The sequence below is a fragment of the Streptomyces sp. NPDC098789 genome (genome assembly GCF_044759975.1).
GTDB lineage: Bacteria > Actinomycetota > Actinomycetes > Streptomycetales > Streptomycetaceae > Streptomyces.
The window spans coordinates 61,438-87,830 of sequence record NZ_JBIWAJ010000020.1 but is presented as its reverse complement, the minus strand read 5'-3'; the positions used below and the strand labels follow the sequence as shown (position 1 = coordinate 87,830).

Below are 26,393 nucleotides of genomic sequence, written 5' to 3'. Positions count from 1 at the left end.
GTGCGCTGGTCGCGACCGGGCGGGCGCTCTCGGTGATCGAAAACAGACCGGATACGCTGGCTTGAGTGATGGCAGCGACACATCGACAATCCAGGTGATCGTCACCGTGATCGTCAGCAGACAGGAGTACCCCTCGTGACCGTCGTCGGGCCGTTCGGACTGAGCGTGCGGGACCAGGCTCTTGAGAGCGATGTCCAGGCCGGACTGGCCGCAGTCGAGGCGGGTCTGCTGGAGGCCACCAAGAGCGAAGTCCCCTTCATCACCGAGGCCGCACAGCATCTGGTCAAAGCCGGCGGCAAGCGGTTCCGGCCGCTGCTGGTGATGCTCGCGTCCCGCTTCGGCGACCCCTACGCGCCCGGCATCGTGCCGTCCGCGGTGGTCGTGGAGCTGACGCACCTCGCGACGCTCTACCACGACGACGTCATGGACGAGGCGGACGTCCGGCGCGGTGTGGACAGCGCGAACACGCGCTGGGGCAACTCCGTGGCGGTCCTGACGGGTGACTTCCTGTTCGCCCGCGCCTCGCACATCCTGGCCGACCTCGGCCCCGAGGCCGTGCGGATCCAGGCCGAGGCCTTCGAGCGGCTGGTGACGGGTCAGATCCTGGAGACGGCCGGTCCGCGCGACGGCCGCGACCCCGTCGCCCACTACCTCGACGTCATCGCGGGCAAGACCGGCTCGCTGATCGCCGTCTCGGGCCGCTTCGGCGCCCTGATGTCCGGCGCCGACGAGTCGGTCGTCGACATCCTCACGCAGTACGGCGAGCGCCTCGGCACCGCCTTCCAGCTCGCCGACGACGTCCTCGACATCGCCTCCGACTCGCACGAGTCCGGCAAGACGCCGGGCACGGACCTGCGCGAGGGCATCCCGACCCTGCCGGTGCTGCGGCTGCGGGAGATGGCCGCCCGGGACGGGCGGGAGGAGGACCTGGAGCTCGTGCGCCTCCTGGACGGCGACCTGACGGACGACGCCCGGCACGCCGAGGTGCTGTCCCGGCTGCGGGTGCACCCGGCGCTGGAGCAGGCGCGGCGCGACACCATCCGCTACGCCGAGGACGCGCGGGCCACGCTGGCCCCGCTGCCCGAGTGCTTCGCGAAGTCCGCCCTGGAAGAGCTGTGCGACGCGGTGGTCCACCGGGCCGGCTAGCCCACGTCGAGCCCACGGCCGGCCCTGCGCTAGGACCTAAGACAGAGGCGAGGCCCTCCGACCCCCTACGGGATGGGGACGGGGGGCCTTCGTCATGTCATCCCACGGGCGTACACGGAGTTGGCTCCGAGGAGTGATGCCCCGGAGCGCCTCCGTTTGGTCAGATAGAGACACACATCCCCACCAGATCGGGTGAGAGTGGCGGCGCGGGGTGGACGTTGAGATGTCGGGATGGGTAGGTCGCCGCCTACACACAGAGGTAGGGCAGAGACATGGCAGCGAACGTAAAGACCTCTCGCAAGGCCTCGCGGTACGCGGTACCGGTCGTGGTCGTGGGAGTGGCCGTGGCGACCGTCGGGCTCATTCCGGCCTTCGCCAACGCGAGCGGACCGGACCTTCCGAAGGTGACGGCGCAGCAGCTCATCGAGAAGATCGCGGCATCGGACACCCAGCAGCTGTCCGGCACCGCGAAGATCAGCACCGACCTCGGCCTGCCGAAGCTGGCGACCGGCCTGCTCGGCGGCGGGGGCGTCGCCGGCGGTTCCGCGAACCCGGAGGACAAGCTCACGCAGCTCGCCACCGGCACGCACACCTTCAAGGTCGCGGCCGACGGCCCGGACCGCCAGCGGATCACCTTCCTGGACGGCAAGGACGAGTACAGCCTCATCCACAACGGTGACGAGGTCTGGGGCTACGACAGCAAGTCCAACGAGGTCTTCCACGACAAGGAAGCGGGCGCCAAGGCGGGGCAGAAGGGCAAGGAGCACAAGACGGCCGACCGGCTCGGCACTTCGCCCGCGCAGCTCGCCGAGGAGGCCCTGAAGGCCGCCGGACCCACCACCGACGTGAGCGTCGGCGACACGGCCCAGGTGGCCGGACGCGACGCCTACCAGCTGGTGCTCAAGCCGAAGGCGTCCGGTTCCACCATCGGGTCCGTCCAGATCGCGGTGGACGCCAAGAACGGCGTGCCGCTGCGCGTCCAGGTGCTCTCCAGCCAGGGCGGCAAGCCGATCCTGGACGCGGGCTTCAGCAAGGTCGACTTCGCCAAGCCCGCCGCCGACACCTTCACCTTCACCCCGCCCAAGGGCGCGAAGGTGCAGGAGGGCTCCGACGCCTCGCACGGGGACAAGGCGCAGCGCCGCATGGACTCCCTGCCGATCCCCGGCCTGAACGGCCTGACCGGCGGCGGGGCCAAGGGCGAGACCACGGTCCTCGGTGAGGGCTGGGGCGCGGTCGCCCGGATCGACTCCGGCACGGGCAAGGGCCTGAAGGACTTCGAGGGCAAGGCGAACGAGAAGGGCGCCCCCAAGGAGGCCAAGCAGCTCCTCGACAGCCTCGGCGACAAGGTCAACGGGAAGTTCGGCTCCGGCCGGATCTTCTCGACCCGCGTGGTCAACGCGCTGATCACGGACGACGGCAAGGTCTACGTGGGCGCGCTCACCAAGGACGCCCTGGTCCAGGCGGCCAACGCCGCGAAGTAGTCCGGACGCCCGCGGGATGTGGGCACAGGTACGACAAGGGTGGCCCAGGACTTGTGTCCCGGGCCACCCTTGCGGCATAACTCTCCTCGGTACAGCGGGCCCGCTGTACCGTGAGTGCCATGTCGAGACACGTCACCATCCGCCTGGAGGAAGAGTTCCACGAGCGCCTCAAAGCGCGCGCGGCGGCGCTGGGGACGACGGTCACCGCGCTGATCACCGAGGTCACCGAACGCGAACTGGACGAGGACCGCAAGAACTTCCTCTCCGGCATCGAGGAGTTCGCCGACCACTGGGGCTACTTCCAGGAGCGGTTCGGCCATTGAAGATCACCATGGAGTGGGCCTGGACCGCTCTGGCCCACCACCTCCCGTCCGATCCCGCCGTGTGGGATCCCTCCGGGGTGGCCGCCGCGGTGGCCCGACACCAGAACGATCTGGTGCTGGTCCCCGAGCAGCCCGCCCCCGACACCGCCTGGCGGGCCGCCGCGTTCCTGCACACCCTCGCGGTGTGCCCGGCGCTGGAATCCCCGATGAACGAGTTCTACGCGGCCGCGGCGACCCGCTCGTACCTGCGGGTCGCCGGCGCGAAGCAACTGCCCTCGCCCGAGGCGCTCGGTGATCTCGTGGAGGCCGCGAAGCTGGGCCGGGTCGACATCGCCGCAGTGGCCGAGGAGCTGCGCTCCCAGATACAGGAGCCGGTTCCGAAGACCCTGCGGGTGCGCGCCGAAGGCACGTAGCACGACTGCCGCCCGCGTCCCCGGAGGGAAGCGGACGGCAGCGGCGCGTTCAGGGTGTTCGGGTGCTCAGGGTGTTCAGCGTGCTCAGAAGCTGATCTTCCAGCTGTTGATGTAGCCGGTGTCCTGCGCGGCCACGTCCTTCACCTGGAGCTTCCAGACGCCGTTGGCGACCTCGCTCGACGCGTTCACCGTGTAGGAGGCGATGACGTTGTCGGCCGAGTCCGAGCTGGAGTTCTTCAGCCGGTACGCCGTGCCGTCCGGGGCGATCAGGTCGATCTGGAGGTCACCGCGGTAGGTGTGGACGATGTTCACGTCCACCTTCGTGGTCGCCGGGGCGTTGCCCGTGACCCCCGAGACGGTGATCGGCGAACTGACGCCGGCGGCCGGGGAGTCCGGGATGGTGTAGTCCGTCGTGTTCTCGAAGGACGGGCCCGGCGGGACCGGGGTGGACGCGCCCAGGGTCCAGACCGCGTAGGCGATCGCGTCGCTGTTCTTGTCCAGCGCCGCGTCGTTGATGTTCGCCGAGGTGTCGCACGACCGGTGGTAGCAGGCGTCGAAGGCCTTGCCGGAGGTGCCGCCCCACTTCTGGGCCTGCGCGGCGGTCTTGGTGTAGTCGGCGCCGCTGAAGAGGCCGCCGACCGGGATGCCCGCGTTCTTGAAGGGGGCGTGGTCGGAGCGGCCGTCGCCCTCGGTCTCGATCTCGGTGGGGATGCCGACGCCGGCGAAGTACGTCTTGAAGGTCTGCTCGATCGTGGGGTCGTCGTCGTAGACGAAGTAGCCCGGGTTCGGCGACCCGATCATGTCGAAGTTCAGGTAGCCGGAGATCTTCGCCTTCTCGGCGCTCGGCAGGTTGTTGACGTAGTACGTCGATCCGACCATGCCCAGCTCTTCCGCGCCCCACCAGCCGAAGCGCAGGTGCTTGGTGGACTGGAGCCCGGCGCGGGAGACGGCGAGGGCCGTTTCGAGGATGCCGGCCGAACCGGAGCCGTTGTCGTTGATGCCGGGGCCGGCGCTGACGGAGTCCAGGTGCGAGCCGGACATCAGGACCGAGTTCGGGTCGCCGCCCGGCCAGTCGGCGATCAGGTTGTAGCCGGTGGCACCGCTGGAGGTGAAGGTCTGCAGGGTGGTGGTGTAACCGGCCGCGTCCAGCTTGGCCTTCACGTAGTCGATCGAGGCCTTGTAGCCGGCCTTGCCGTGCGCGCGGTTGCCGCCGTTGGCGGTGGCGATCGACTGGAGTTGGGTCAGGTGCGCCTTGACGTTGGCTATGGGGATGTCGGGCGGCGTCGGCGCGGCCGTGGCCGCGGTGGGGGAGGCCAGCGCCGCGGGGGCGGTGGAGGCGAACAGGCCGGCCACCGCGATCGCGGTGACGGCGACCAGGCGCCGAGAGACGGACAGGCTCATGTGGGGGCTCCGGGATTCCGCGGGGATATGACGGAACTGAGGGGATAGAGCAAGTGAGCGTTAGTGCGTCAGTGCGAGCCTGATGTTCAGCGAGAGTATGACTGCCCGTCAAGGTCATAATCCGGTCAGTGGGGTTCGGAAAACGGACGATCCCCGGTACGGAGGTTCCGTACCGGGGATCGAGCGGTGGATGATGCGCGGCTACGCCGGTTCGCGCGCCGGGGTCACAGGGGTGGCCGGCGCCCCGGGAGCGGTCCCCGCGGCCGGGGCCGCGGTGGCCGCCGCGGTCGTCGAAAGGGTGGCCGAAACGGTCGCCGCGAGGGCCGCGCGGGAGCGCCTGGCGGTGCGCAGCGCGTCCCAGGTGAGCAGCGCGAGCGCGGCCCAGACGAGGGAGAAGCCGGCCCAGCGCTCGGGCGGCATGGCCTCGTGGAAGTAGACGACGCCGAGGCCGAACTGGAAGACCGGGGCCAGGTACTGGAGCAGGCCGAGGGTGGAGAGCGGGACCCGGATGGCCGCGGCGCCGAAGAAGACCAGCGGGATCGCGGTGACCAGGCCGGTCGAGGCCAGCAGGGCGGCGTGCCCGGCGCCTCCGGTGGTGAGGGTGGAGTGGCCCTGGACCGTCAGCCACACGAGGTAGCCGAGGGCGGGCGGGAAGAGCAGCGCGGTCTCGGCGGCCAGCGAGTCCAGGCCGTTCAGGTTGATCTTCTTCTTGAGCAGCCCGTAGGTCGCGAAGGAGCAGGCGAGCACCAGGGAGATCCACGGCGGCCGCCCGTAGCCGATCGCCAGCACCACGACGGCGGCGAAGCCGACGGCGACCGCCACCCACTGCGTGCGGCGCAGCCGCTCGCCCAGGACGAGGACGCCGATGCCGATGGTGACCAGCGGGTTGATGAAGTAGCCGAGGCTGGCCTCGACCACCCGGCCGTGGTTGACGGACCAGATGTACAGGCCCCAGTTGATCGAGATCACGGTGGCCGCGAGCGCGGTCAGGCCGAGCTTGCGCGGCTGGCCGACCAGGGTCCGTATCCAGCCCCAGCGGCGCATCACGAGCAGGGCGAGGCCGACGGCGACCAGGGACCACACCATGCGGTGGGCGAGGATCTCGATCGCCTCGGCGGGCTTGAGCAAGGGCCAGAAGAGGGGCACCAGCCCCCACAGGCCGTAGGCGCCGAATCCGTAGAGCAGACCCGTGCGCTGCTCGTCGTCTGTCCTCACGGGCCCTCCAGGGTCACTTCACGCCAACCTCACGAAGGTAGCGCCGCCGGAGCGGGATGTCATGCCCGTTGAGGGGTGACGGTCATGACATCCGGATCCTCTCCACCGCGGCTCAGGCCAGGGCCCCCGCGATCGCGGTGGCGATCGGGGTGGTCGGGCGGCCGATGAGCTTGGCCAGGTCCCCGCTGGTGCCCGCGAGCCGGCCGCGCGAGATGGCCGCGTCCACGTCGACGAGGATCGCGGCGAAGCCCGCGGGGACGCCGGCGCCGGTCAGCACGTCGAGGTGCGCGTCCGCCGGGACCGAGGCGTAGGCGATCTCGCGGCCGGACTGCGCCGCGACCTCGGCCGCGTACTCCGCCAGGCTCCAGGAGGTGTCGCCGCTGAGCTCGTACACCTTGTTCAGGTGGCCCTCGCCGGTCACCACGGCGGCCGCCGCGGCGGCGTAGTCGGCGCGGGCCGCGGAGGCGATCCGGCCCTCGCCGGCACTGCCGACGACCGCGCCGTGCTCCAGGACGTTGCCCAGCTGGGCGGTGTAGTTCTCGTGGTACCAGCCGTTGCGCAGGAAGGTGTGCGGCAGCCCGGAGTCGAGGATGAGCTGCTCGGTGACGCGGTGCTCGGCGGCGAGGTCGAAGTCGGCCTCGGGGCCGCCGAGGATCCCGGTGTAGGCGAGCTGGGCCACCCCGGCGGCCTTCGCGGCCCCGATCACCGCGGTGTGCTGCGGCACCCGCTGGCCGACCTCGCTGCCGGAGATCATCAGGACCCGGTCCCCGGCGCGGAAGACGCCCTCCAGGCTCGCGGGGTCGCTGTAGTCCGCGACGCGCACCTCGACGCCGCGCGCGGCCAGGTCGGCGGCCTTCGCCTCGTTGCGGACGACGGCGGCGATCTCCGTGGCGGGGACGGTGGCCAGCAGGTCCTCCAGGACCAGGCGGCCGAGGGCTCCGGTGGCTCCGGTGACGACGATGCTCATGGGGTGCTCCTTCAGGGGGTTCCCGCGGGGTTCCTGCGGTTGATGACACCACCCTACGGAGCGCGCTAACTATTTGTAAGTACCTACTTTGAAGTAAGGTACTGGCATGGAAGTAAGTGTGAAGGCGCCGATGTGCCCCTCTCGGGGCGTCCTGGAGCACGTCACCAGCCGTTGGGGCGTCCTGGTGCTGGCCGCGCTCGTGGAGCGGTCGTTCCGCTTCAGCGAACTGCGCCGCGAGGTGGGCGGGGTCAGCGAGAAGATGCTGGCCCAGACCCTCCAGACGTTGGAGCGGGACGGCTTCGTGCTGCGGGTCGCGCAGCCGGTGATCCCGCCGCGGGTCGACTACTCGCTCACCCCACTGGGGCGCGAGGCCGCCGAGCAGGTGTGGGCGCTGGCCCGCTGGACGGAACGCCGTACGGGCGAGGTCCAGGCGGCCCGGGCGGCCTACGACGGGGCGCGGGCGGCATACGACGAGTCGCGGGCGGCGTACGACGGGGCCCGGACCCCGTAGCCATCGGCCGGGATCCGGGCCCCCGTGCGCGGGGCCGTGGCGCCGGACTCAGCCGACGACGGTCCAGTTGTCGTTGCCGGTGAGCAGGGTGCTCAGATCGCCCTTGCCGTGCTGTTCGATGGCGGTGTCGAGCTGGTCGGCCATCTGCGTGTCGTAGACGGGGCGCTCGACGTTGCGGAACACGCCGATGGGCGTGTGGTGCAGCGTGTCCGGGTCGGCGAGCCGGGAGAGGGCGAAGGCGTTGGTCGGCGACGCGATGCGCGCGTCGTGGACCAGGACGTCGGCCTCGTTGTCCGGGGTGACCGTGACGACGTGCAGGTCGCCGGTGGCGCGGTCGCGCACGACGCCCTTGGAGCCGTCCGTCCCGAAGCGGATGGGCGCCCCGTGTTCGAGGCGGATGACGGCCTCCTGCGCCTGTTCCTGGTCTTTCAGGACCTCGAAGGCGCCGTCGTTGAAGATGTTGCAGTTCTGGTAGATCTCCACGAGGGCGGTGCCCTGGTGGTCGGCCGCGGCGCGCAGGACCTCGGTGAGGTGCTTGCGGTCGGAGTCGATGGTGCGGGCCACGAAGGTGGCTTCGGCCCCGATGGCGAGCGAGACCGGGTTGAAGGGCGCGTCGAGCGAGCCCATCGGGGAGGACTTGGTGAGCTTGCCGACCTCGCTGGTGGGCGAGTACTGGCCCTTGGTCAGCCCGTAGATCCGGTTGTTGAAGAGCAGGATCTTGAGGTTGACGTTGCGCCGCAGGGCGTGGATCAGGTGGTTGCCGCCGATGGACAGGGCGTCGCCGTCACCGGTGACGACCCAGACCGACAGGTCGCGGCGCGAGGTCGCCAGGCCCGTGGCGATGGCGGGGGCGCGGCCGTGGATGGAGTGCATCCCGTAGGTGTTCATGTAGTACGGGAAGCGGGAGGAGCAGCCGATCCCGGAGACGAAGACGATGTTCTCCTTCGCCAGTCCGAGCTCCGGCATGAAGCCCTGGACGGCGGCCAGGACGGCGTAGTCGCCGCAGCCGGGGCACCAGCGGACCTCCTGGTCGGACTTGAAGTCCTTCATCGACTGCTTGGCCTCGGCCTTGGGGACCAGCGACAGCAGCGTCGGTGCCTGGGCGGGGGCGTCGGTGACCTCAGTCATTGATGGCCTCCTGGAGGACCGTGGCGAGCTGTTCAGCCTTGAAGGGCATGCCGTTGACCTGGGTGTACGAACGGGCGTCGACCAGGTACTTCGCCCGGATCAAGGTGGCCAGCTGGCCGAGGTTCATCTCGGGCACCACTACCTTGTCGTAACGCCGCAGGACCTCTTCCAGATTCCTGGGGAAGGGGTTGAGGTGGCGCAGGTGGGCCTGGGCGATGGAGGTCCCGGCCAGGCGCAGCCGGCGTACGGCCGCGGTGATCGGGCCGTAGGTGGAGCCCCAGCCCAGCACGAGGGTGGTCGCCCCGTCGGGATCGTCGAGGTCGAGGTCGGGGACCTGGATGCCGTCGATCTTGGCCTGGCGGGTGCGGACCATGAAGTCGTGGTTGGCCGGGTCGTAGGAGATGTTCCCGGTGCCGTCCTGCTTCTCGATCCCGCCGATGCGGTGCTCCAGCCCCGGCGTGCCGGGCACGGCCCACGGGCGGGCCAGGGTCTCCGGGTCCCGCTTGTAGGGCCAGAACACCTCGGTGCCGTCGGCGAGCTGGTGGTTGGGGCCGTCCTGGAAGGGGACCCGCAGATCGGGGAGGTCGGTGACGTCCGGGATCCGCCAGGGCTCGGACCCGTTGGCGAGGTAGCCGTCCGAGAGCAGGAAGACCGGCGTCCGGTACGTCAGCGCGATCCGCGCCGCGTCGAGCGCGGCGTCGAAGCAGTCGGCCGGGGTCCGCGGCGCCACGATCGGAACCGGGGCCTCGCCGTTGCGCCCGTACATCGCCTGGAGCAGGTCGGCCTGCTCCGTCTTGGTCGGCAGGCCCGTCGAGGGCCCGCCGCGCTGGATGTCCACGACCAGCAGCGGCAGCTCCAACGACACCGCCAGCCCGATCGTCTCCGACTTCAGCGCCACGCCCGGTCCGGAGGTGGTGGTGACCGCCAGCGAGCCGCCGAAGGCGGCCCCCAGCGCGGCCCCGATCCCCGCGATCTCGTCCTCGGCCTGGAAGGTCCGCACGCCGAAGTTCTTGTGCTTGGACAGCTCGTGCAGGATGTCGGAGGCCGGGGTGATGGGGTACGAGCCCAGGTAGAGCGGCAGGTCGGCCTGCTGCCCGGCCGCGATCAGCCCGTAGGACAGGGCCAGGTTCCCGGAGATGTTGCGGTAGGTCCCGGTCGGGAACGCCTTCGTCGCGGGCGCGACCTCGTAGGACACCGCGAAGTCCTCGGTGGTCTCCCCGAAGTTCCAGCCCGCCCGGAAGGCGGTCACGTTCGCCTCGGCGATCTGCGGCTTCTTCGCGAACTTCGCGCGCAGGAACGCCTCGGTGCCCTCGGTGGGCCGGTGGTACATCCACGACAGCAGGCCCAGCGCGAACATGTTCTTGCTCCGCTCGGCCTCCTTCCGGGAGAGCCCGTACTCCTTGAGGGCCTCCACGGTCAGCGTCGTCAGCGGCACCGGGTGCACGTTGTACGCCTGGAGCGAGCCGTCCTCCAGCGGCGAGACCGCGTAGCCGACCTTCGCCATCGGGCGCTTGGTGAACTCGTCGGTGTTCACGATGATGTCCGCGCCCCGCGGCACGTCGGCGATGTTCGCCTTCAGGGCGGCCGGGTTCATCGCGACCAGTACGTTCGGCGCGTCACCGGGCGTGAGGATGTCGTGGTCGGCGAAGTGCAGCTGGAACGAGGACACGCCCGGCAGGGTGCCGGCGGGCGCCCGGATCTCGGCCGGGAAGTTCGGCAGCGTGGAGAGGTCGTTGCCGAAAGAAGCCGTCTCGGACGTGAAGCGGTCACCGGTGAGCTGCATGCCGTCACCCGAGTCACCCGCGAAACGGATGATCACACGGTCCAGCCGACGGACTTCCTTCGCGCCGGGACCCGCGGGCGTGCGCTGTCCACCGACTACAGCACCCCCGGCCCCGTCGGCCTGCTCGGCTGGGCTACTGACCTGGCTGGTCACTGAACTGGACCTCCTTCGAGGCGTGGCGTTCGCAAGGCCAACCCTACGTCGGTAAGGGTGTCCTTCCTTGGGCCGCTCATATGCTGGACCGTCCCGTGGGACGGCCTGGTCCGGAGTGTCTCCCGCCGCGCGAACCATCGGTGAGGAGACACTCCGCGTCAGGTTTCCGACACCCTCGTCGCGCCAGGCGCTACAGCATTACCTGACAGGGTGTCAGTTGATCAGGATCTCAGATAGGTGAGGACGGCGAGCACGCGCCGGTGATCCCCGTCACTCGGCGACAGGCCGAGCTTCATGAAGATGTTGCTGACGTGCTTCTCCACCGCTCCGTCGCTGACCACCAGCTGCTTGGCCACCGCCGAATTCGTCCGCCCCTCGGCCATCAGCCCCAGCACTTCGCGCTCGCGCGGCGTCAGCCCCGCCAGCACGTCCTGCTTGCGGCTGCGGCCCAGCAGCTGGGCGACCACCTCGGGGTCCAGGGCCGTACCGCCCCGGGCCACCCGGACCACCGCGTCGAGGAACTCGCGCACCTCGGCCACCCGGTCCTTGAGCAGGTACCCCACTCCGGTACTGGAACCGGCCAGCAGTTCGGTGGCGTACTGCTCCTCGACGTACTGCGACAGCACGAGCACACCGATCCCGGGGTAGTCCTTGCGCAGCCGTACGGCCGCCCGCACCCCCTCGTCGGTGTGGGTCGGTGGCATCCGTACGTCCGCCACCACCACGTCCGGCAGCGCGTTCTCCGCCGCCAGCTCCGCCACCGTCTTGATCAGGGCTTCCGCGTCCCCGACGCCTGCTACGACGTCATGCCCCCGGTCGGTCAGCAACCGGGTCAGGCCCTCACGCAGCAGCACTGAATCCTCGGCGATGACCACCCGCACCCTGTCTTCCACGACTCAGCAGCTCCCGCGTCACTCGTTGTCGATCCCTGGCACAGCCAAACACAGCCAAGCATCCCAGCCTCGGGGCCGGGTCAAGGCCGGTCCGGGCCAACAAGTGTGTGTACGCGCCCACTTTGCGAAGTCGAAGCCCCCACCGGGCCTTCCGTCACGCCAAAAAAGGGGCCCGAAGCCCCTGCCTGGCGGGGCCCCTGCCCCGGGACCACGCCCCACCTCCGGGCCCCTTCCAGTCCGGGCCCGCCCGATCCAGCCTCGCCGGCGTTTGAGGCATCGGCCCGGCGGAGCCAAACTCAGCCTCGCCGGCGTTTGAGGCGTGGGGTCTGGGGCGGAGCCCCAGGAGCCCCGCAGGGGACAACGGCCCTGGCGGGCCGCCCCGGGCTCCGCCCGGACCCGCGCCTCAATCGCCGGCGAGGCTGGATGGGCTCCGGCGGAGCCGGGTTCGATCGGCGGGGCCGGGTCTGGCCGGCGGGGCTGACCTTGGCTCCGGCGGAGCCGGATCGGCCGGGCCCGCCGGGGCTCAGACGCGCCAGGGGAGCTCCGCCGTCACGGTCGTGCCCCCGCCGACGGGGGAGTCGACGACCAGGACGCCGTCCACCGCGTCCAGCCGCTCCGCCAACCCCGCGAGCCCACCCCCCGCAGCCGTGCTCGCCCCACCGCACCCGTCATCCGCGACCTGGATCAGCAGCCGGTCCCCGGACTTCCACACGTCCACGCTGGCCACCCCGGCCCGCGCGTGCTTGCTGATGTTCTGGAGCAGCTCGGAGACGGTGAAGTACGCGATCCCCTCGATCGCGGCCACGGGCCGCCCCGGCAGCTCCACCTGCACCCGGACCGGAACGGCGCACCGCGAGGCCACCGAGGACAGGGCCGCGTCCAGTCCGCGGTCGGTGAGCACCGCCGGATGGATCCCGCGGGCGAGGTCCCGCAGCTCCTGGAGGGCGATCTTCACCTCGCCGTGCGCCTCGTCCACCATGCGGGCGGCGGCCTGCGGGTCCTCCAGCAGCTTCTCCTTGGCCAGCCCCAGGTCCATGGCCAGTGCGACCAGTCGGGCCTGCGCGCCGTCGTGCAGGTCCCGTTCGATGCGCCGCAGGTCGGCGGCCGCGGTGTCCACGACCACCCCGCGGTCCGACTCCAGCTCGACGACCCGGTGGTCCAGCCGGGACGGCCCGAGCAGCCCGCCGATCAGCACCCGGTCGACGGTCGCCAGGGCGTGGATCACCCACGGGGTGCCCAGGGTGAAGACGAGCCCCACCACCGAGGCGAGGGCGATCAGCAGCGGCGAGTCCAGGTAGAAGGTGTAGTGATCGCCGTTCTGGAAGAGCTGCAGGCCGGGCTGGTCGGTGAAGGCCGGGAAGACCCAGAACCAGAGCGGGTAGAGCAGCATCGACCAGCCGTAGGTCCACAGCGTCAGCGCCAGGGTGAAGCTGAAGATCGCCCACGGGAAGTGGATCACCGAGTACAGGGCGTGCCGCCAGGCGCTCCCGCTCTTGAGCACCGCGCCCGTGGCGGCCAGCACGCCGCCGCCCTCCTTGACCCGCACCGGCGCCGGGTCGCCGATGTCCATCCCGAGCAGGACCCGCGCCCGGGACCGCTCCAGGTGCCCGAACTGGCGGGCCATGGCCAGTACGCCCGCCAGTACGGGCACGCCGATGAAGGTGACCAGCAGCCCGGCCCCCAGGGAGATGCCGGTGACGACGAGCGAGAAGTACAGGGTGCTGAGTGGCAGCCCGAGCAACAGGTGCCCGAACTCGCGCCAGGTCCGTCCCGCGAAGGGCGCCGTGAGCAGCGAGGGCGCCCGCCTCGCCGCACCGTTCCCGCTCGTGCCGTAGCCCGTGCCGTAGCCGATCGCCATGATCCCGTCCCGTCCCTGTGCCCTGTCTTACGTCCCCACCCTGTCGCGTCCCGCCCCGCGCGACCATCCGGTACGTCGGCGTGCCCACCGGGGGGTTATCCCCACCAGACACCCCCTGGGCGCCCGGCTGTTCCGGGGCGGCGGGCCCCGGCACGCGGGCGGGGCCTCCCGCCGCAGCGGAAGGCCCCGTGATCCCCGTGGGCCCGCGAGCCCCGTACCGGTGTGCGTGGTGCGTGGTGCGCGGTGCGTCAGACGCCCCGCGGCCGCCACGGCAGTTCCGCCGTCACCACGGTCCCGCCGCCCTCCGGGGACTCCACGACGAACACACCGTCCACGGCCCCCAGCCGCTCCGCCAGCCCGGCCATGCCGGTCCCGCCGCCGCCGGCGATCCGCGCCCCGCCGATCCCGTCGTCCGAGACCCGGATCAGCAGCCGGTTCCCGGCCCGCCACACCTCGACGCTCGCGAGTCGCGCCCGCGCGTGCTTGCTGACGTTCTGGAGCAGTTCGGAGACGGTGAAGTACGCGATCCCCTCGATCGCCTCCGCCGGGCGCTCGGCGAGGTCGACGTCCACCTTCACCGGCACCAGGCACCGGGAGGCCACCGAGGACAGGGCCGCGTCCAGTCCGCGGTCGGTGAGCACCGCCGGATGGATCCCGCGGGCGAGGTCCCGCAGCTCCTGGAGGGCGATCTTCACCTCGCCGTGCGCCTCGTCGACCATCGCGGCCGCGGCCTGCGGGTCCTCCAGCAGCTTCTCCTTGGCCAGGCCCAGCCCCATCGCCAGGGCGACCAGCCGGGCCTGCGCGCCGTCGTGCAGGTCCCGTTCGATGCGCCGCAGATCCGCGGCCGCGGTGTCCACGACCACCCCGCGGTCCGACTCCAGCTCGGCGATGCGCCGCTCCAGCTCGTCCACGGGCGAGAGCAGGCCCCGTACCATCGCGCGGTCCAACTGGGTCATGGCGCGCGTCAGGTACGGGAGCACGGGCCACAGCACGAACAGGCCGACCAGCGTGATCGTGAAGGTCAGCACCCCCCACGGCAGCCGGATCAGCCCGTACAGCGAGGTCCGCCAGCCCACCGGGTCCTTGAGGCTCGACCACAGCCAGGGGAAGAACCCCCCGGAGCGCTTCGGGCCGGGGATCGGGGTCGGTTCCTCCACGCGCAAGCCCAGCAGGGCCCGCGCCCGGGCGCGTTCGGTGCGTCCCAGTGCGCGCGATCCGATCAGGCCGCAGGCGAGCAGCGGCAGTCCCATCGCGGTGACCGCCAGACCGCCGCCCATGGACACCATGAACACCGTGTAAACAAATCCGACGATCGTCGTCGGCAGGTTCAGCAGGAGGTGGGCGACCTCCCCCCAGGTCTCGCGTCCGAACGCGGGGCGGACCGGCGGGGGACGGTCTTCGTCGGCGGCTGGAGTGGTGCGGGTGTTCGCGGTCATGCCCCACAGCGTGTCAAGCGCGGCCCGCCGGTGCCATGGGGGGACCGGGGGGAGTGAACGGGGGATAACCCCACCCTGTGAGGCCAGGCCCTAGACTCCCGTGCGTAACAGATCATCGACAGTGACCGGGAGCGAGGAGCGGACGTGCCCGAACCCGCGGTACCGATGGCCGTGACCGTGCTCGCAGCCGACTATTTCCGGAGTTATTCGGTCGTCGGACTGCTCGCCGCCCTGGGCGTGCTCTTCGTGGCCGTCGCCTTCGGCGCGGGCCGACTGCTGCGCCCGTCCGTGCCGACGCCGGAAAAGCTGCTGACGTACGAGTGCGGCGTGGACCCCGTCGGCGAGGGCTGGGCGCACACCCAGGTCCGCTACTACGTCTACGCGTTCCTCTACGTCATCTTCGCCGTCGACTCGATCTTCCTCTTCCCCTGGGCGACCGTGTTCGCCGCCGCGGGTTACGGGGCCACGACGCTCGTGGAGATGTTCATCTTCCTGGGCTTCCTGGCCGTCGGCCTGCTCTACGCGTACAAGAAGGGCGTCCTCGAATGGGCGTGACACCGGCCGAGCCCCAGCTGCTCCCGGAACCGAAGCGCCTGGGCGTGCTCTCCCGCCTGGCCCCCGAGCCGATGAAGGTGGTCCTGAACTGGGGCCGCCGCTACAGCCTCTGGGTCTTCAACTTCGGACTGGCCTGCTGCGCGATCGAATTCATCGCCGCGTCCATGGCGCGCCACGACTTCATCCGGCTGGGCGTGATCCCCTTCGCGCCCGGCCCCCGCCAGGCCGACCTGATGATCGTATCGGGCACGGTGACGGACAAGATGGCCCCGGCCGTCAAGCGGCTGTACGAGCAGATGCCGGAGCCGAAGTACGTCATCTCCTTCGGCGCCTGCTCCAACTGCGGCGGACCGTACTGGGACTCGTACTCCGTGACGAAGGGCGTGGACCAGATCATTCCGGTCGACGTCTACGTACCCGGTTGCCCGCCCCGGCCCGAAGCGCTGCTCCAGGGCATCCTCAAGCTCCAGGAGAAGATCGCCCGCGAATCGCTCGCGGAGCGCTATGCGCAGGGGCCGTCCGTGGCCCAGCTGACGAGCCCTCTGGTCACGCCGCCGCCGGCCCTCCCGACGGAGGAGAGCCGCGCATGAACCTCTACGAGACCCTCCCCGAGGGCGCCCCGCAGGTCTTCGGCGAGGAGGCCCTCGGGTCCTACGCCTACGACGTCCTGACGGTCGACGTGCCCGTCGGCAGCTGGATCCCCGCGCTGGAGATCGCGCGCGACAAACTGGGCTGCACCTACTTCGACTGGCTGAGCGCCGTCGACGAACCGGGCACCGGCTTCCGGATCTGCGCGCACGTCGTGGCGCTGGAGAACCACCGCGTACGTCGCCTGCTGCTGCGCACCACCGTCCCGCACGCGGCGGCTTCGCTGCCGTCCGCGGTCGCGGTGTACGCGGGCGCGGCATGGCACGAGCGCGAGACGTTCGAGATGTTCGGCGTGACCTTCACGGACCACCCGAACCTGGTCCCGCTGCTCCTCCCCGAGAACTTCGAGGGCCACCCGCTGCGCAAGGACTTCGTCCTGGCCGCCCGGGTCGCCAAGGCCTGGCCCGGAGCCAAGGAACCGGGCGAAGGCGCGGACCCCGACGGTCCGAAGCGCCGCCAGATGCTTCCCCCGGGCGTGCCGGACCCGAACGAGTGGGGCCCCCTCAAGGGCCAGCTCCCCCCGGCCCCCACCCGCCCGGCTCGCACCCCCCGCGCGGCCGGTGCCGGACCCGCGCGCGCGGCGGGAGCGGCCCGCGAGGGCGCCCCGGTGCGCCGGGCGCGCTCGGTGGCGGACGGCTCGACGAGCCAGGCGACGGAAGGGGCCCCCGGGTCCCCGGCGCCCGACGCGGACGTCGCGGCGCCCCCGCGCCCGGCCCGCCGTACCCGCTCGGTCGCCGACGGCTCGGCGAGCCAGGCGACTCCGGAGGGGACCCCCGAGCCTTCCGAGAACCAGGCGCCCCCGCGCCCGGCCCGCCGCACCCGCTCGGTCGCCGACGGCTCGGCGAGCCAGCCGACGCCGGAGGGGACCCCCGAGACCCCGGCACCCGTGTCCCCGACCGCGGACGCCCCGGCACCCGCGCCCCGCCGCGCCGCCCCGCGCAGCTCGGACGCCCCCTGGCACGACCCGAAGCCCGCCTTCGCCCCCGAGCCGACCGGGACGCCGGCCGCACCGACCTCGGCCCCGGCCGAGCCGACCCCGGCCGCACCCGAGCCCGTACCGGCGCCCGCGCCGGAATCCGCCGCGCCGGGCGGACCCGCCGAGCCGGCCCCCGCCACCCCCGCCGGAGGCGAACCGGGTACGGGCCGGGCGGAGCCGGCCGAGCCGACCAGGACCCCGGCCCCGGATCCCACTGAGCCCTCCGCAGGAGGTCCCGCGTGAACGACGTCCTCGACGTCGCCCTGCGACTGATCGTCGTCTTCGTCTGCTTCCTGGTCCTGCCCCTCGTCGTCGGGCAGGCCGAGCACAAGGTGATGGCCCACATGCAGGGCCGCCTCGGCCCCATGTACGCGGGCGGCTTCCACGGCTGGGCCCAGCTCGTCGCCGACGGCGTGAAGTTCGCGCAGAAGGAGGACATCGTCCCGGCCAACGCCGACCGGCGGATCTTCCAGCTCGCACCCGCCGTCGCGCTGCTGCCCTACCTCCTCGTCCTCCTCGCCATCCCCATCGGCCCGGGCGACGGGGCGGTCGGCCAGGTCATCGACGCGGGGATCTTCTTCGCGCTCGCGGTCATGGGCATCGGAGTCCTCGGCAGCCTCATGGCCGGCTGGGCCTCCGCCAACAAGTTCTCGCTGCTCGGCGGTCTGCGCACGGCCGCCCAGCTGCTCGCGTACGAGCTGCCGATGCTGCTCGCCGCCGCCTCCGTCGCGATGGCCGCCGGGACCGTGTCCCTGACCGGCATCGTCGGGGCCTTCGAGTGGTGGTGGCTGCCCTGGCAGATCGTCGGCGCCGTGGTCTTCTTCACCGCCGGCCTCGCCGAACTCCAGCGGCCGCCGTTCGACATGCCCGTGGCCGACTCCGAGATCATCTTCGGCGCGTACACCGAGTACACCGGACTGCGCTTCGCCCTCTTCCTCCTCTCCGAGTACGCGGGCATCGTCGTCCTGTGCGGACTGACCACCGTCCTCTTCCTCGGCGGCTGGCACGGCCCCTTCGGCGGTGACGACCTCGGCTGGGTCTGGACCCTGCTCAAGGTCGCCGTCCTCGCCTTCGTCGTGATCTGGCTGCGCGTGACCTACCCGCGGCTGCGCGAGGACCAGCTCCAGAAGCTCGCCTGGACCGTACTCATCCCGCTCGCGCTCGCCCAGATCGCGCTCACCGGCATCGTGAAGGTGGCGATCCAGTAATGTCTCCCGTCCCCGGATCCGGCCTCGCCAAGGGCCTCGCCGTCACGCTGCGCACCATGGTCAAGCGCTCGCACACGGCCCAGTACCCCGAGGTTCAGCCCGCACTGCCGCCGCGCTCGCGCGGGGTCATCGGGCTCTTCGAGGAGAACTGCACCGTCTGCATGCTGTGCGCGCGCGAGTGCCCCGACTGGTGCATCTACATCGACTCGCACAAGGAGACGGTCCCCGCGTCCGTCCCCGGCGGGCGCGAGCGCAGCCGCAACGTCCTCGACCGCTTCGCGATCGACTTCTCGCTCTGCATGTACTGCGGCATCTGCATCGAGGTGTGCCCCTTCGACGCCCTCTTCTGGTCGCCGGAGTTCGAGTACGCGGAAACGGACATCCACGAACTCACCCACGAGCGCGACAAGCTGCGCGAGTGGATGTGGACCGTCCCGGCCCCGCCCGCGCTCGACCCCGCCGCCGAGGAGCCCAAGGAGATCGCGGCCGCCCGCAAGGCCGTCGAGAAGGCCGAGGCCGCCGCGGCGGCAGCGGCCGCGGCCGCCGCGACGCCGCCCGAGACCACCCCGGAGACAGACGCGTGAGCCCCGCCGCCACCCTGGCCGCCGCCACCACCGCGGCAGGCCCCGGATTCCTCTCCCCGACCGGCGTCGAGATCGCCTTCGTCCTGGTCGGCCTCGCCACCCTCGGCGCGGCCCTCATCACGGTCACGACCAAGCAGCTCGTGCACGCGGCCCTCTGGCTGGTCGTCGCCCTCGGCGGGATCGCCGTCGAGTACCTGCTGCTCACCGCCGAGTTCATCGCCTGGGTCCAGGTGCTGATCTACGTCGGTTCCGTGGTCGTCCTGCTGCTCTTCGGGCTGATGCTCACCAAGGCGCCCATCGGCCGCTCCCCGGACGCCGACTCCGGCAACCGCTGGGTCGCGCTCGCGGTCGCCGTGGCCGCCGCCGCGTGCCTCGTGTGGGTCGTCGTCGACGCCTTCCGCACCACCTGGATCGACCTCGACGGTCCGGCCCAGGGCTCCACCAAGGTGTCGGGCGAGTTCCTCTTCCAGCACTGGGTGCTGCCCTTCGAGGCGCTGTCGGTCCTGCTGCTGGCCGCCCTGGTCGGCGCGATCGTGCTCTCCCGGAAGTCCGACCCGGCCGCGGACCACGCAGCGGACCGGGCAGCCGACCCGGCCGGCGGCCCCGAAGACAAGGAGCGGCAGCGCTGATGCACCTCGCCTATCCCGCCGTACTGGCGGCGCTCCTCTTCTGCACCGGCCTGTACGGAGTGCTGGCCCGGCGCAACGCCATCCTGGTCCTGATGTCCGTCGAGCTGATGCTCAACGCGGTCAACCTCAACCTGGTGGCCTTCGACGTCTGGCTGCGCGACAGCCTGCACGCCGGGCAGGCGCTCACCCTCTTCACCATCGCCGTCGCCGCCGCCGAGATCGGCATCGGCCTGGCCATCGTGCTGATGGTCTACCGCAACCGCGGCACCGCGGACGTCGACCGGCTCCGTGACACCGCGGAGCCGACGGCCGCCCACGACGCCCGGACCGCACCCGGCGCCCCGAACAGCCAGAGCGAGGTAACCGCGTGAGCACCACGACCCTCGCCGTCCTCGTCCCGCTGCTGCCCTTCCTGGGCGCGCTGGCCGGACTGCTCCTCGGCCGCAAGGCCCCCGGATTCGTCCGCCCGCTCGCCGTCCTGCCGACGCTGGCCGCCGCCGTACTGGCCGTCCTGGTCGCCGTCCGGCACGGCGGCGGGCAGGCCGTCGACGCCGCGACGGAACTGACGCCGACCGGCTCCGTGCCGATCGAACTGGCGCTCCGCCTGGACGGCTTCGCCGTCCTGGCGGCCGTCCTCGTCGGTGTCGTCGCCACCTGCGTGCAGATCTTCTCGACGGCGTACCTGCGCGAGGACCCGCGCTACCCCTCCTACGCCGGTCTGGTCTCGCTGTTCACCTCCGCCATGCTGCTCGTCGTCTACTCCGGCGACCTGATGGTGCTGCTGGTGGGCTGGGAGATCATGGGCATCTGCTCGTACTTCCTGGTCGGCCACTACTGGGAGACCGAGGCCGCCCGGGCCGCCTCCCTCAAGGCCTTCCTCGTCACCAAGCTCGGTGACGTGCCCTTCCTGATCGGCCTGTTCGCGCTCGCCGCCGACGCCGGTTCCTTCCGGATCACCAAGATCCTCGGGGCCGTCACGGCGGGCGGGCTCGACCACCCGACCCTGATCGCGCTGCTCCTGCTCGCCGGGGTCGCCGGCAAGTCCGCGCAGTTCCCGCTGCACACGTGGCTGCCCGACGCGATGGCCGGTCCCACGCCCGTCTCCGCGCTGATCCACGCGGCGACCATGGTCGCCGCCGGCATCTACTTCATCGCGCGCCTGCTGCCCGTCTTCACGGCCTCCCGGGCCGCGATGGTGGTCATGGCCGTGATGGCGGCCGTGACGATGGTCGGCTCCGCGCTGGCCGCCCTCGCGCAGGACGACATCAAGCGGGTGCTCGCCTACTCCACGATCGGCCAGCTCGGCTACATGACCGGGGCCCTGGCCGTCGGCGACCGCGGGGCCGCCGTCTTCCACCTCCTGTCGCACGGCGCCTTCAAGGCGCTGCTGTTCCTGGGCGCGGGCGTGATCATCCACGCCGCCGGTACGAACTCCCTGGCCGCCATGGCCCGGATGGACGGCCTGGCCAAGCGCATCCCGGACGCCTTCTGGACGATGACGATCGCGCTCCTCGCCCTCGCCGCCGTGCCGCCCTTCGCCGGGTTCTTCTCGAAGGAGACCGTGCTGGTCGCCGCCGAGGAGGCGGCCGCCGGGCACTCCGCCGCCGCCCCGACGACGGCCGGCTGGCTGGTCCTGGTCGCGGGCGTGCTGACGGCCCTGCTCACCGCCGCCTACGCCACCCGGCTGTGGCTGCTGGCCTTCCGCGGCCGGGGCGCGGCCGCCCCCGAGCACCACAAGGACCCGCTCGGCATGACCGGCGTGCTGTGGCTGCTCGCCCTCCCCTCGCTCGGCTTCGGCCTGGCCGCGTGGACGCTCCCCGACTGGTTCGACGGCGGGGAACTGAAGCCGACCCTGCTCACCGTGGTCCTCGGTACGGGCGCGGCCGTCATCGGCGCGCTGCTCACCTACGGCCTGTGGCAGCGCGGCCGCTCCCTCGCCCCGGCCGGCGCGCCCGCCGCCGATCCCGGCAAGGCGCTCCTGGGCCCCCTGCACCGCCACGCGGCCGCCGGCTTCCACCTGGACGCCGTCTACGACGCGCTGTTCGTCCGCCCCGTCCGGGGCGCCGCGAGCCTCGTCCGCTTCCTGGACCGCGAGGTCGTCGACACCTACGTCCGGGGCGCGGGCAGTGCCCCCCGGCTGCTCGGCACCCTCGTACGCCGTGCCCAGACCGGCAACGTGCAGAGCTACCTGAGCGCCCTGCTCGCCGGCGCCGTGGTCCTGGCGCTCGCCACCGCCGTCCTCGCCAACGTCAACGCCGGATCGTGAGCCGTGAGTCAGCCGTGATTGATATCAGCGCATCCGTGATGCAGTTCCTTCTGGCGTTCATCGTGGCCGCACCGCTCCTCGGTGCCGTGGCGGCGCTGCTCCCGGCCCCGCCCGGGCTCAAGGGACGCAGCCCCGAACAGGCCGTGCTGCGCCACGGCGTGACCGTGACCGGCGTGATCCTCGCCGCGGCGATCGCCCTCACCCTGGGCTTCGACCACGACGCCCCGTCGCGCTTCCAGGCGACGACGGACATCAGCTGGATCCAGGCCCTGAACGTCCGGATCCACCTCGGCATCGACGGCATCTCGCTCCCCCTCCTCCTGATGACCGCGCTGCTGTTCTTCCTCTGCGCGCTCTACAGCTACTTCAAGCTCCCCGCGGGCCCCTCCGCGAAGGCCTTCGTCGCGCTGGTGCTCGTCCTGGAGTCCGGCACCCTCGCCACCTTCGCCGTCCTGGACCTGCTGCTGTTCTTCCTCGCCTTCGAGATGGTCCTCATCCCGATGTACTTCCTCATCGCCCGCTGGGGCGGTGCGCAGCGGCAGGCCGCCGCCTGGAAGTTCATCCTCTACACGCTGCTCGGCTCCGTGGTCATGCTCCTCGGACTGCTGCTGATCGGGCTCGACGGCGGCACCTTCGACATGGTGGCGCTGGCCTCCGACAACGGGCGCGGGCTCTCCCACACCACCCAGCTGATCGCCGTCCTCACGATCGGCATCGGGCTCGCCGTGAAGACCCCGATGTGGCCGCTGCACAGCTGGCTCCCGGACGCCCACACGGCCGCCCCGACGGTCGGCTCCGTGCTGCTGGCCGGCGTCATGCTGAAGATGGGCACCTACGGGTTCGTCCGCATCCTGCTGCCCGTCGCCCCCGACGGCATGCACACCTTCGCGCCCTACCTGGCCGCCCTCGCCGTCATCGGCATCGTCTACGGATCGCTGGCCTGCCTCGCGCTGGCCCGCAAGGGTGCCAAGGGCGACCTCAAGCGCCTGATCGCCTACTCCTCGGTCGGCCACATGGGCTTCGTGCTCCTCGGCATCGCGACGATGACGCCGACGGGGGTCAACGGCGCCCTCTTCGCCAACATCGCCCACGGCCTGATCACCGGCCTCCTCTTCTTCCTCGTCGGCGCGCTCAAGGACCGCTACGGCACGAGCGACCTCGACACCCTCGCCGGTGCCACCGGCGCGGCCCTCTACGGCCGAGCCCCCCGCTTCGGCGCGCTCCTGGCCTTCGCCGCCGTGGCCTCCCTCGGGCTGCCCGGCCTCGCCGGGTTCTGGGGCGAGATGCTGACCCTGTTCGGCGCCTTCGACCCGGCCGCGGGGCTGTCCCGGCCCGCCTTCCTCACCTTCATGGCGATCGGCGCCTTCGGCACCCTGCTCACCGCCGCCTACATGCTGGTCGTCGTACGGCGCATCTGCATGGGCGACCCGCTGGCCCGCCCCGCGGACCAGGCCCCGCTCGCCGTGGCCGACATCCAGCACTACGAGTTCGCGGCCTGGACCCCGCTCGCCGCCCTCACCGTCCTTGCCGGCCTGTGGCCCGCAGTCCTCCTCGGCCTCACCGACCCGGCCGTCCAGAAGCTCCTCGCAGGAGGCAACTCATGACGGCCCTGTACGCGGCCACCGCGGCCAGCGTGGCCGGCACGGCCGCCGCCCCACAGCCGGGCGCGGCCAGTCTGGTCCAGTCCGTCGACTGGCTCGCGATCGCGCCGGTGGTCATCGCGGCCGCCGTCGGGCTCGTCATCCTCGTCGCCGACCTCTTCGTGCCCGAGCGGAAGAAGTCGCTCCTCGGCTGGAGCGCCGTCGCGGGCCTGGCCGTCGCCACCCTCGCCCTGCTGCCGCTGCGCGCCGGGGACCGGGCCACCTTCTGCCTCATCGGCGACGCGAGCGCCTGCAGCTACACCGCCGACCACTTCACGCTGGTCGTGCAGTTCCTGGTGCTCGGCGGCGCCCTGGTCACCGCCCTGCTGTCGGTCACGGCCGTCGAGGAGGGCCGGCTGCCCGCCGGGGAGTTCTGGTTCCTGCTGCTCTCCTCCGCCGCGGGCGCGGCCCTGCTGCCCGCCGCCCGTGACCTGGCGACCCTGATCATCGCCCTGGAAGTCGCCTCGCTGCCCGCCTTCGCGCTGGTCGGCCTGCGCCGGGGCGACCGGCTCTCCTCCGAGGCCGCCCTCAAGTTCTTCCTGTCCTCGGTGACGGCCACCGCCGTCTCCCTGCTCGGCGTCAGCTTCGTCTACGCCGCGACGGGCAGCCTGCACCTGAACCGGGTCGCCGACGGCCTCCAGCACGTCCCCGGACAACTCGACACCCTGGCCATGGCGGGCGTCGCGCTCACCCTCGTCGGCTTCGCCTTCAAGACGGCCGCCGTGCCCTTCCACTTCTGGGTGCCCGACACCTATGTCGGCGCCCCGCTGCCCATCGCCGCCTACCTCTCGGTCATCGGCAAGGCGGTCGGCTTCACCGGCCTCATCCTCGTCACCGTGATCGCCTTCCCGGCGTACTCCGACGTCTGGGGCCCGGCCCTGGCGGTGCTGGCCGCGCTCACCATGACCCTGGGCAACGCCGCCGCGCTGCGCCAGGCCAAGGACCGCGCGCACAGCGCCGTCCGCCTGCTGGCCTGGTCCTCGGTCGGCCAGGCCGGCTACCTGCTGGTTCCCATCGCGGCCGCGGCACACGCGGGCCGGGAGCAGATCGGCTCCACCGTCGCCTACGCCCTGATGTACGCCGCCGTGAACCTGGGCGCCTTCGCCGTGGCCGCCCTGGTGGCCCGTACGAGCCCACTGGGCCGGATCAGCGACTACCGCGGCCTGTACGCGACGCGGCCCTTCGCCGCCCTGTCGCTGGCCTTCTTCCTGCTGTGCCTGGCGGGCCTGCCCCCGGGCATCATCGGCCTCTTCGCCAAGGTCACCGTCTTCCGCTCGGCCGTGGACGCCGGGCTGGGCTGGCTCGCGGTCGTCATGGCGGTGAACGTCGTCGTGGCGCTCTACTACTACCTCCAGTGGACGGCGCTGCTCTTCCGCTCCCCGGACGCGGACTCCGCGTCGGCCGCTCCGGCCCCGGTGGCCCCGGCTGCATCCCGCCCCAAGGCCCCGCTGCCCGTCGTCGCGGCCATCGCCCTCACCGCTGCTGTCGCTCTTGTGTTGTCGGGCGCCCCTCAGCTGGTACTACGTTTCGCATCCACCGCACTGTTCCCGCAGTAACCCGTACGGAGTAACGCCCGCCCGGCGGCCCGCCCCCGGCCGCCGCCCGGCCCGCCCCCGCCCCCGCCCGGGGCCGCGGCGGGAACCCGTCGCGCCCGCCTGGCGTTGACCAGGGAGGAAGGGTCCACTGGACCGGAGACCCTCGGATCCGCCGATCCAAAAGATCCACAGATCACATATCCACAGATCGCAGCTCAGAGCCCACAGCTTCCGAGCCCACAGCTCACAGCTCACAGATCCATTGATCCACCGATCCTGGACGGGTCCCCTGCCGCACCACTTGGAGGGCGTACCGTGCACCGCCGGCACAACGGGCTGAAGACCGCCGTACTCCTCGGCGGGCTGTCGGCACTCATCATCGTCATCGGTAGTTTCTTCGGCCGGACCGGCCTCGTCGTGGCCGTCCTCGTCGCCCTCGGGACCAATGCGTACGCGTACTGGAACAGCGACAAGCTGGCTCTACGCGCGATGCGCGCCCGCCCGGTCAGCGAGTTCGAGGCGCCCGAGCTCTACCGGATGGTGCGCGAGCTCTCGACCTCCGCGCGCCAGCCCATGCCCCGCCTCTACATCTCCCCGACCGAGGCCCCAAACGCCTTCGCCACCGGCCGCAATCCGCGCAACGCCGCCGTCTGCTGCACCGAAGGCATCCTGCGCATCCTCGACGAGCGCGAGCTGCGCGGGGTCATCGGCCACGAGCTGAGCCACGTCTACAACCGGGACATCCTGATCTCCTCGGTCGCCGGAGCCCTCGCCTCCGTGATCATGTTCCTGGTGAACTTCGCCTGGCTGATCCCGGTCGGCCGGTCCAACGACAACGAGGGCCCGGGCCTGATCGGCATGCTGCTGATCATGATCCTCGGCCCGGTCGCCGCGTCCGTGATCCAGCTGGCCATCAGCCGCTCCCGCGAATACGAGGCGGACGCCTCCGGGGCCCAGCTCACCGGTGATCCGCTGGCCCTCGCGAGCGCCCTGCGCAAGCTCGACGCGGGGACCAAGCAGCTCCCGCTGCCCCCGGAGCCCCGGCTGGAGACCGCGAGCCACATGATGATCGCGAACCCCTTCCGTCCGGGCGAAGGAATGTCGAAGATGTTCTCGACCCACCCCCCGATGGCCGAGCGCATCGCCCGGCTCGAACAGATGGCAGGCCGTCAGCAGTGAAAACCATCCTGAACGTCATTTGGCTCGTGCTGAGCGGATTCTGGCTCTGCATGGGCTACGCCCTGGCCGGCCTGGTCCTCTGCATCACGATCATCGGCATCCCCTTCGGCATAGCCGCGTTCCGGATCGCGATCTACGCCCTGTGGCCCTTCGGGTACACCACGGTCGAGCGTCGGGACGCGGGCGCCCCGTCCTGCGTCGGCAACGTCCTGTGGCTGGTCCTCGCGGGCTGGTGGCTCGCGCTGGGCCACATCGTCACGGGCCTCGCGCTGTGCGTCACGATCATCGGCATCCCGTTCGGCATCGTGAACTTCAAGATGGTCCCGCTCGCCCTGCTCCCGCTCGGCCGCGAGATCGTCCCGACCGACGCCCCCTTCGCCTCGCGCTGAGCCCCACCCGCGCCCCCGCCCCACCCGCGCCCGCACACCGAAAGGGCCGGCCGACCGCCACGGCGGTCGACCGGCC

25 protein-coding genes are annotated in these 26,393 nt (G+C 71.5%); 17 read left to right on the top strand and 8 right to left on the bottom strand.

From position 1 onward, the window contains the following. Positions 1-135: 135 nt before the first annotated feature. The 4 genes from ACIQWR_RS32210 (at position 136) to ACIQWR_RS32195 (ending at position 3,363) form a co-directional block, all read left to right on the top strand. Complete coding sequence (locus ACIQWR_RS32210; RefSeq protein ID WP_354382703.1) at positions 136-1,146, top strand: polyprenyl synthetase family protein; 1,011 nt, start codon at positions 136-138, stop codon at positions 1,144-1,146. A 272-nt stretch (positions 1,147-1,418) separates the two neighbouring features. Then, positions 1,419-2,627 carry an outer membrane lipoprotein carrier protein LolA gene (locus ACIQWR_RS32205; protein WP_404016851.1) on the top strand — a complete coding sequence of 403 codons (1,209 nt, stop codon included), beginning with the start codon at positions 1,419-1,421 and terminating at the stop codon, positions 2,625-2,627. A gap of 119 nt (positions 2,628-2,746) precedes the next feature. Next, positions 2,747-2,950 carry a ribbon-helix-helix domain-containing protein gene (locus tag ACIQWR_RS32200; protein ID WP_239516343.1) on the top strand — a complete coding sequence of 68 codons (204 nt, stop codon included), beginning with the start codon at positions 2,747-2,749 and terminating at the stop codon, positions 2,948-2,950. Further along, positions 2,947-3,363: a hypothetical protein gene (locus ACIQWR_RS32195; RefSeq protein WP_404016848.1), complete on the top strand. Its 417-nt coding sequence runs from the start codon at positions 2,947-2,949 to the stop codon at positions 3,361-3,363. Before ACIQWR_RS32200 ends, ACIQWR_RS32195 begins: the two co-directional genes overlap by 4 nt. 84 nt (positions 3,364-3,447) lie before the next feature. Here ACIQWR_RS32195 and ACIQWR_RS32190 read toward each other — a convergent pair whose 3' ends face one another. The 3 genes from ACIQWR_RS32190 to ACIQWR_RS32180 form a co-directional block, all read right to left on the bottom strand. Further along, positions 3,448-4,764 (bottom strand): M28 family metallopeptidase, encoded by a 1,317-nt coding sequence (locus ACIQWR_RS32190; RefSeq protein ID WP_404016846.1) that lies wholly within the window; start codon positions 4,762-4,764, stop codon positions 3,448-3,450. A gap of 201 nt (positions 4,765-4,965) precedes the next feature. Continuing rightward, the gene (gene rarD / locus ACIQWR_RS32185; RefSeq protein WP_404016843.1) at positions 4,966-5,979 is read right to left on the bottom strand and encodes an EamA family transporter RarD; all 1,014 of its coding nucleotides are present in this window, start codon (positions 5,977-5,979) and stop codon (positions 4,966-4,968) included. Positions 5,980-6,091: 112 nt separating this feature from the next. Continuing rightward, the gene (locus ACIQWR_RS32180) at positions 6,092-6,946 is read right to left on the bottom strand and encodes an SDR family oxidoreductase (protein WP_404016840.1); all 855 of its coding nucleotides are present in this window, start codon (positions 6,944-6,946) and stop codon (positions 6,092-6,094) included. 106 nt (positions 6,947-7,052) lie between these two features. Between ACIQWR_RS32180 and ACIQWR_RS32175 the strand changes: the two genes are divergently transcribed. Beyond that, complete coding sequence (locus tag ACIQWR_RS32175) at positions 7,053-7,457, top strand: winged helix-turn-helix transcriptional regulator (protein ID WP_404016838.1); 405 nt, start codon at positions 7,053-7,055, stop codon at positions 7,455-7,457. A 48-nt stretch (positions 7,458-7,505) separates the two neighbouring features. Here ACIQWR_RS32175 and ACIQWR_RS32170 read toward each other — a convergent pair whose 3' ends face one another. The 5 genes from ACIQWR_RS32170 to ACIQWR_RS32150 all read right to left on the bottom strand — a co-directional run bounded on the left by ACIQWR_RS32170 (position 7,506) and on the right by ACIQWR_RS32150 (position 14,708). Further along, a complete protein-coding gene (locus ACIQWR_RS32170) occupies positions 7,506-8,585 on the bottom strand; it encodes a 2-oxoacid:ferredoxin oxidoreductase subunit beta (protein WP_404016835.1) in 1,080 nt (359 codons plus the stop codon). Next, positions 8,578-10,521 carry a 2-oxoacid:acceptor oxidoreductase subunit alpha gene (locus ACIQWR_RS32165; RefSeq protein ID WP_404016833.1) on the bottom strand — a complete coding sequence of 648 codons (1,944 nt, stop codon included), beginning with the start codon at positions 10,519-10,521 and terminating at the stop codon, positions 8,578-8,580. The genes ACIQWR_RS32170 and ACIQWR_RS32165 overlap by 8 nt, the downstream gene beginning before the upstream one ends. 221 nt (positions 10,522-10,742) lie before the next feature. After that, entirely contained in the window at positions 10,743-11,402 is a 660-nt protein-coding gene (locus ACIQWR_RS32160) for a LuxR C-terminal-related transcriptional regulator (protein ID WP_404017058.1), read from the bottom strand. 535 nt (positions 11,403-11,937) lie between these two features. Beyond that, positions 11,938-13,272, bottom strand: a complete 1,335-nt coding sequence (locus ACIQWR_RS32155) for a sensor histidine kinase (RefSeq protein ID WP_404016830.1) — start codon at positions 13,270-13,272, stop codon at positions 11,938-11,940. Between the two features lie 248 nt (positions 13,273-13,520). Next, positions 13,521-14,708 carry a sensor histidine kinase gene (locus ACIQWR_RS32150; RefSeq protein ID WP_404016828.1) on the bottom strand — a complete coding sequence of 396 codons (1,188 nt, stop codon included), beginning with the start codon at positions 14,706-14,708 and terminating at the stop codon, positions 13,521-13,523. 165 nt (positions 14,709-14,873) lie between these two features. On the opposite strand from ACIQWR_RS32150, the gene ACIQWR_RS32145 reads away from it, so the two are divergent. The 12 genes from ACIQWR_RS32145 (at position 14,874) to ACIQWR_RS32090 (ending at position 26,317) form a co-directional block, all read left to right on the top strand. Further along, complete coding sequence (locus tag ACIQWR_RS32145) at positions 14,874-15,263, top strand: NADH-quinone oxidoreductase subunit A (protein WP_404017056.1); 390 nt, start codon at positions 14,874-14,876, stop codon at positions 15,261-15,263. Further along, the gene (locus tag ACIQWR_RS32140) at positions 15,254-15,853 is read left to right on the top strand and encodes an NADH-quinone oxidoreductase subunit B (RefSeq protein WP_404016825.1); all 600 of its coding nucleotides are present in this window, start codon (positions 15,254-15,256) and stop codon (positions 15,851-15,853) included. The genes ACIQWR_RS32145 and ACIQWR_RS32140 overlap by 10 nt, the downstream gene beginning before the upstream one ends. Next, a complete protein-coding gene (locus ACIQWR_RS32135) occupies positions 15,850-17,130 on the top strand; it encodes an NADH-quinone oxidoreductase subunit C (protein ID WP_404016823.1) in 1,281 nt (426 codons plus the stop codon). The genes ACIQWR_RS32140 and ACIQWR_RS32135 overlap by 4 nt, the downstream gene beginning before the upstream one ends. Continuing rightward, entirely contained in the window at positions 17,127-18,095 is a 969-nt protein-coding gene (locus ACIQWR_RS32130) for an NADH-quinone oxidoreductase subunit H (RefSeq protein WP_404016820.1), read from the top strand. The genes ACIQWR_RS32135 and ACIQWR_RS32130 overlap by 4 nt, the downstream gene beginning before the upstream one ends. After that, on the top strand, positions 18,095-18,679 hold the full coding sequence (locus ACIQWR_RS32125) for a NuoI/complex I 23 kDa subunit family protein (RefSeq protein WP_404016817.1): 585 nt from the start codon (positions 18,095-18,097) through the stop codon (positions 18,677-18,679). Before ACIQWR_RS32130 ends, ACIQWR_RS32125 begins: the two co-directional genes overlap by 1 nt. Next, positions 18,676-19,308 (top strand): NADH-quinone oxidoreductase subunit J, encoded by a 633-nt coding sequence (locus tag ACIQWR_RS32120; RefSeq protein ID WP_404016815.1) that lies wholly within the window; start codon positions 18,676-18,678, stop codon positions 19,306-19,308. Before ACIQWR_RS32125 ends, ACIQWR_RS32120 begins: the two co-directional genes overlap by 4 nt. Further along, positions 19,308-19,679 carry an NADH-quinone oxidoreductase subunit NuoK gene (gene nuoK, locus ACIQWR_RS32115; protein ID WP_404016813.1) on the top strand — a complete coding sequence of 124 codons (372 nt, stop codon included), beginning with the start codon at positions 19,308-19,310 and terminating at the stop codon, positions 19,677-19,679. Before ACIQWR_RS32120 ends, nuoK begins: the two co-directional genes overlap by 1 nt. Further along, positions 19,676-21,574 carry an NADH-quinone oxidoreductase subunit L gene (locus ACIQWR_RS32110; protein WP_404016810.1) on the top strand — a complete coding sequence of 633 codons (1,899 nt, stop codon included), beginning with the start codon at positions 19,676-19,678 and terminating at the stop codon, positions 21,572-21,574. Before nuoK ends, ACIQWR_RS32110 begins: the two co-directional genes overlap by 4 nt. A 38-nt stretch (positions 21,575-21,612) precedes the next feature. Next, complete coding sequence (locus ACIQWR_RS32105; protein ID WP_404017053.1) at positions 21,613-23,178, top strand: NuoM family protein; 1,566 nt, start codon at positions 21,613-21,615, stop codon at positions 23,176-23,178. Beyond that, complete coding sequence (locus ACIQWR_RS32100; RefSeq protein WP_404016807.1) at positions 23,175-24,770, top strand: NADH-quinone oxidoreductase subunit N; 1,596 nt, start codon at positions 23,175-23,177, stop codon at positions 24,768-24,770. The genes ACIQWR_RS32105 and ACIQWR_RS32100 overlap by 4 nt, the downstream gene beginning before the upstream one ends. A 294-nt stretch (positions 24,771-25,064) precedes the next feature. Further along, positions 25,065-25,928: a zinc metalloprotease HtpX gene (gene htpX, locus ACIQWR_RS32095; protein WP_404016805.1), complete on the top strand. Its 864-nt coding sequence runs from the start codon at positions 25,065-25,067 to the stop codon at positions 25,926-25,928. Next, positions 25,925-26,317 (top strand): YccF domain-containing protein, encoded by a 393-nt coding sequence (locus ACIQWR_RS32090; RefSeq protein WP_404016803.1) that lies wholly within the window; start codon positions 25,925-25,927, stop codon positions 26,315-26,317. The genes htpX and ACIQWR_RS32090 overlap by 4 nt, the downstream gene beginning before the upstream one ends. The last annotated feature ends 76 nt before the right edge of the window (positions 26,318-26,393 follow it).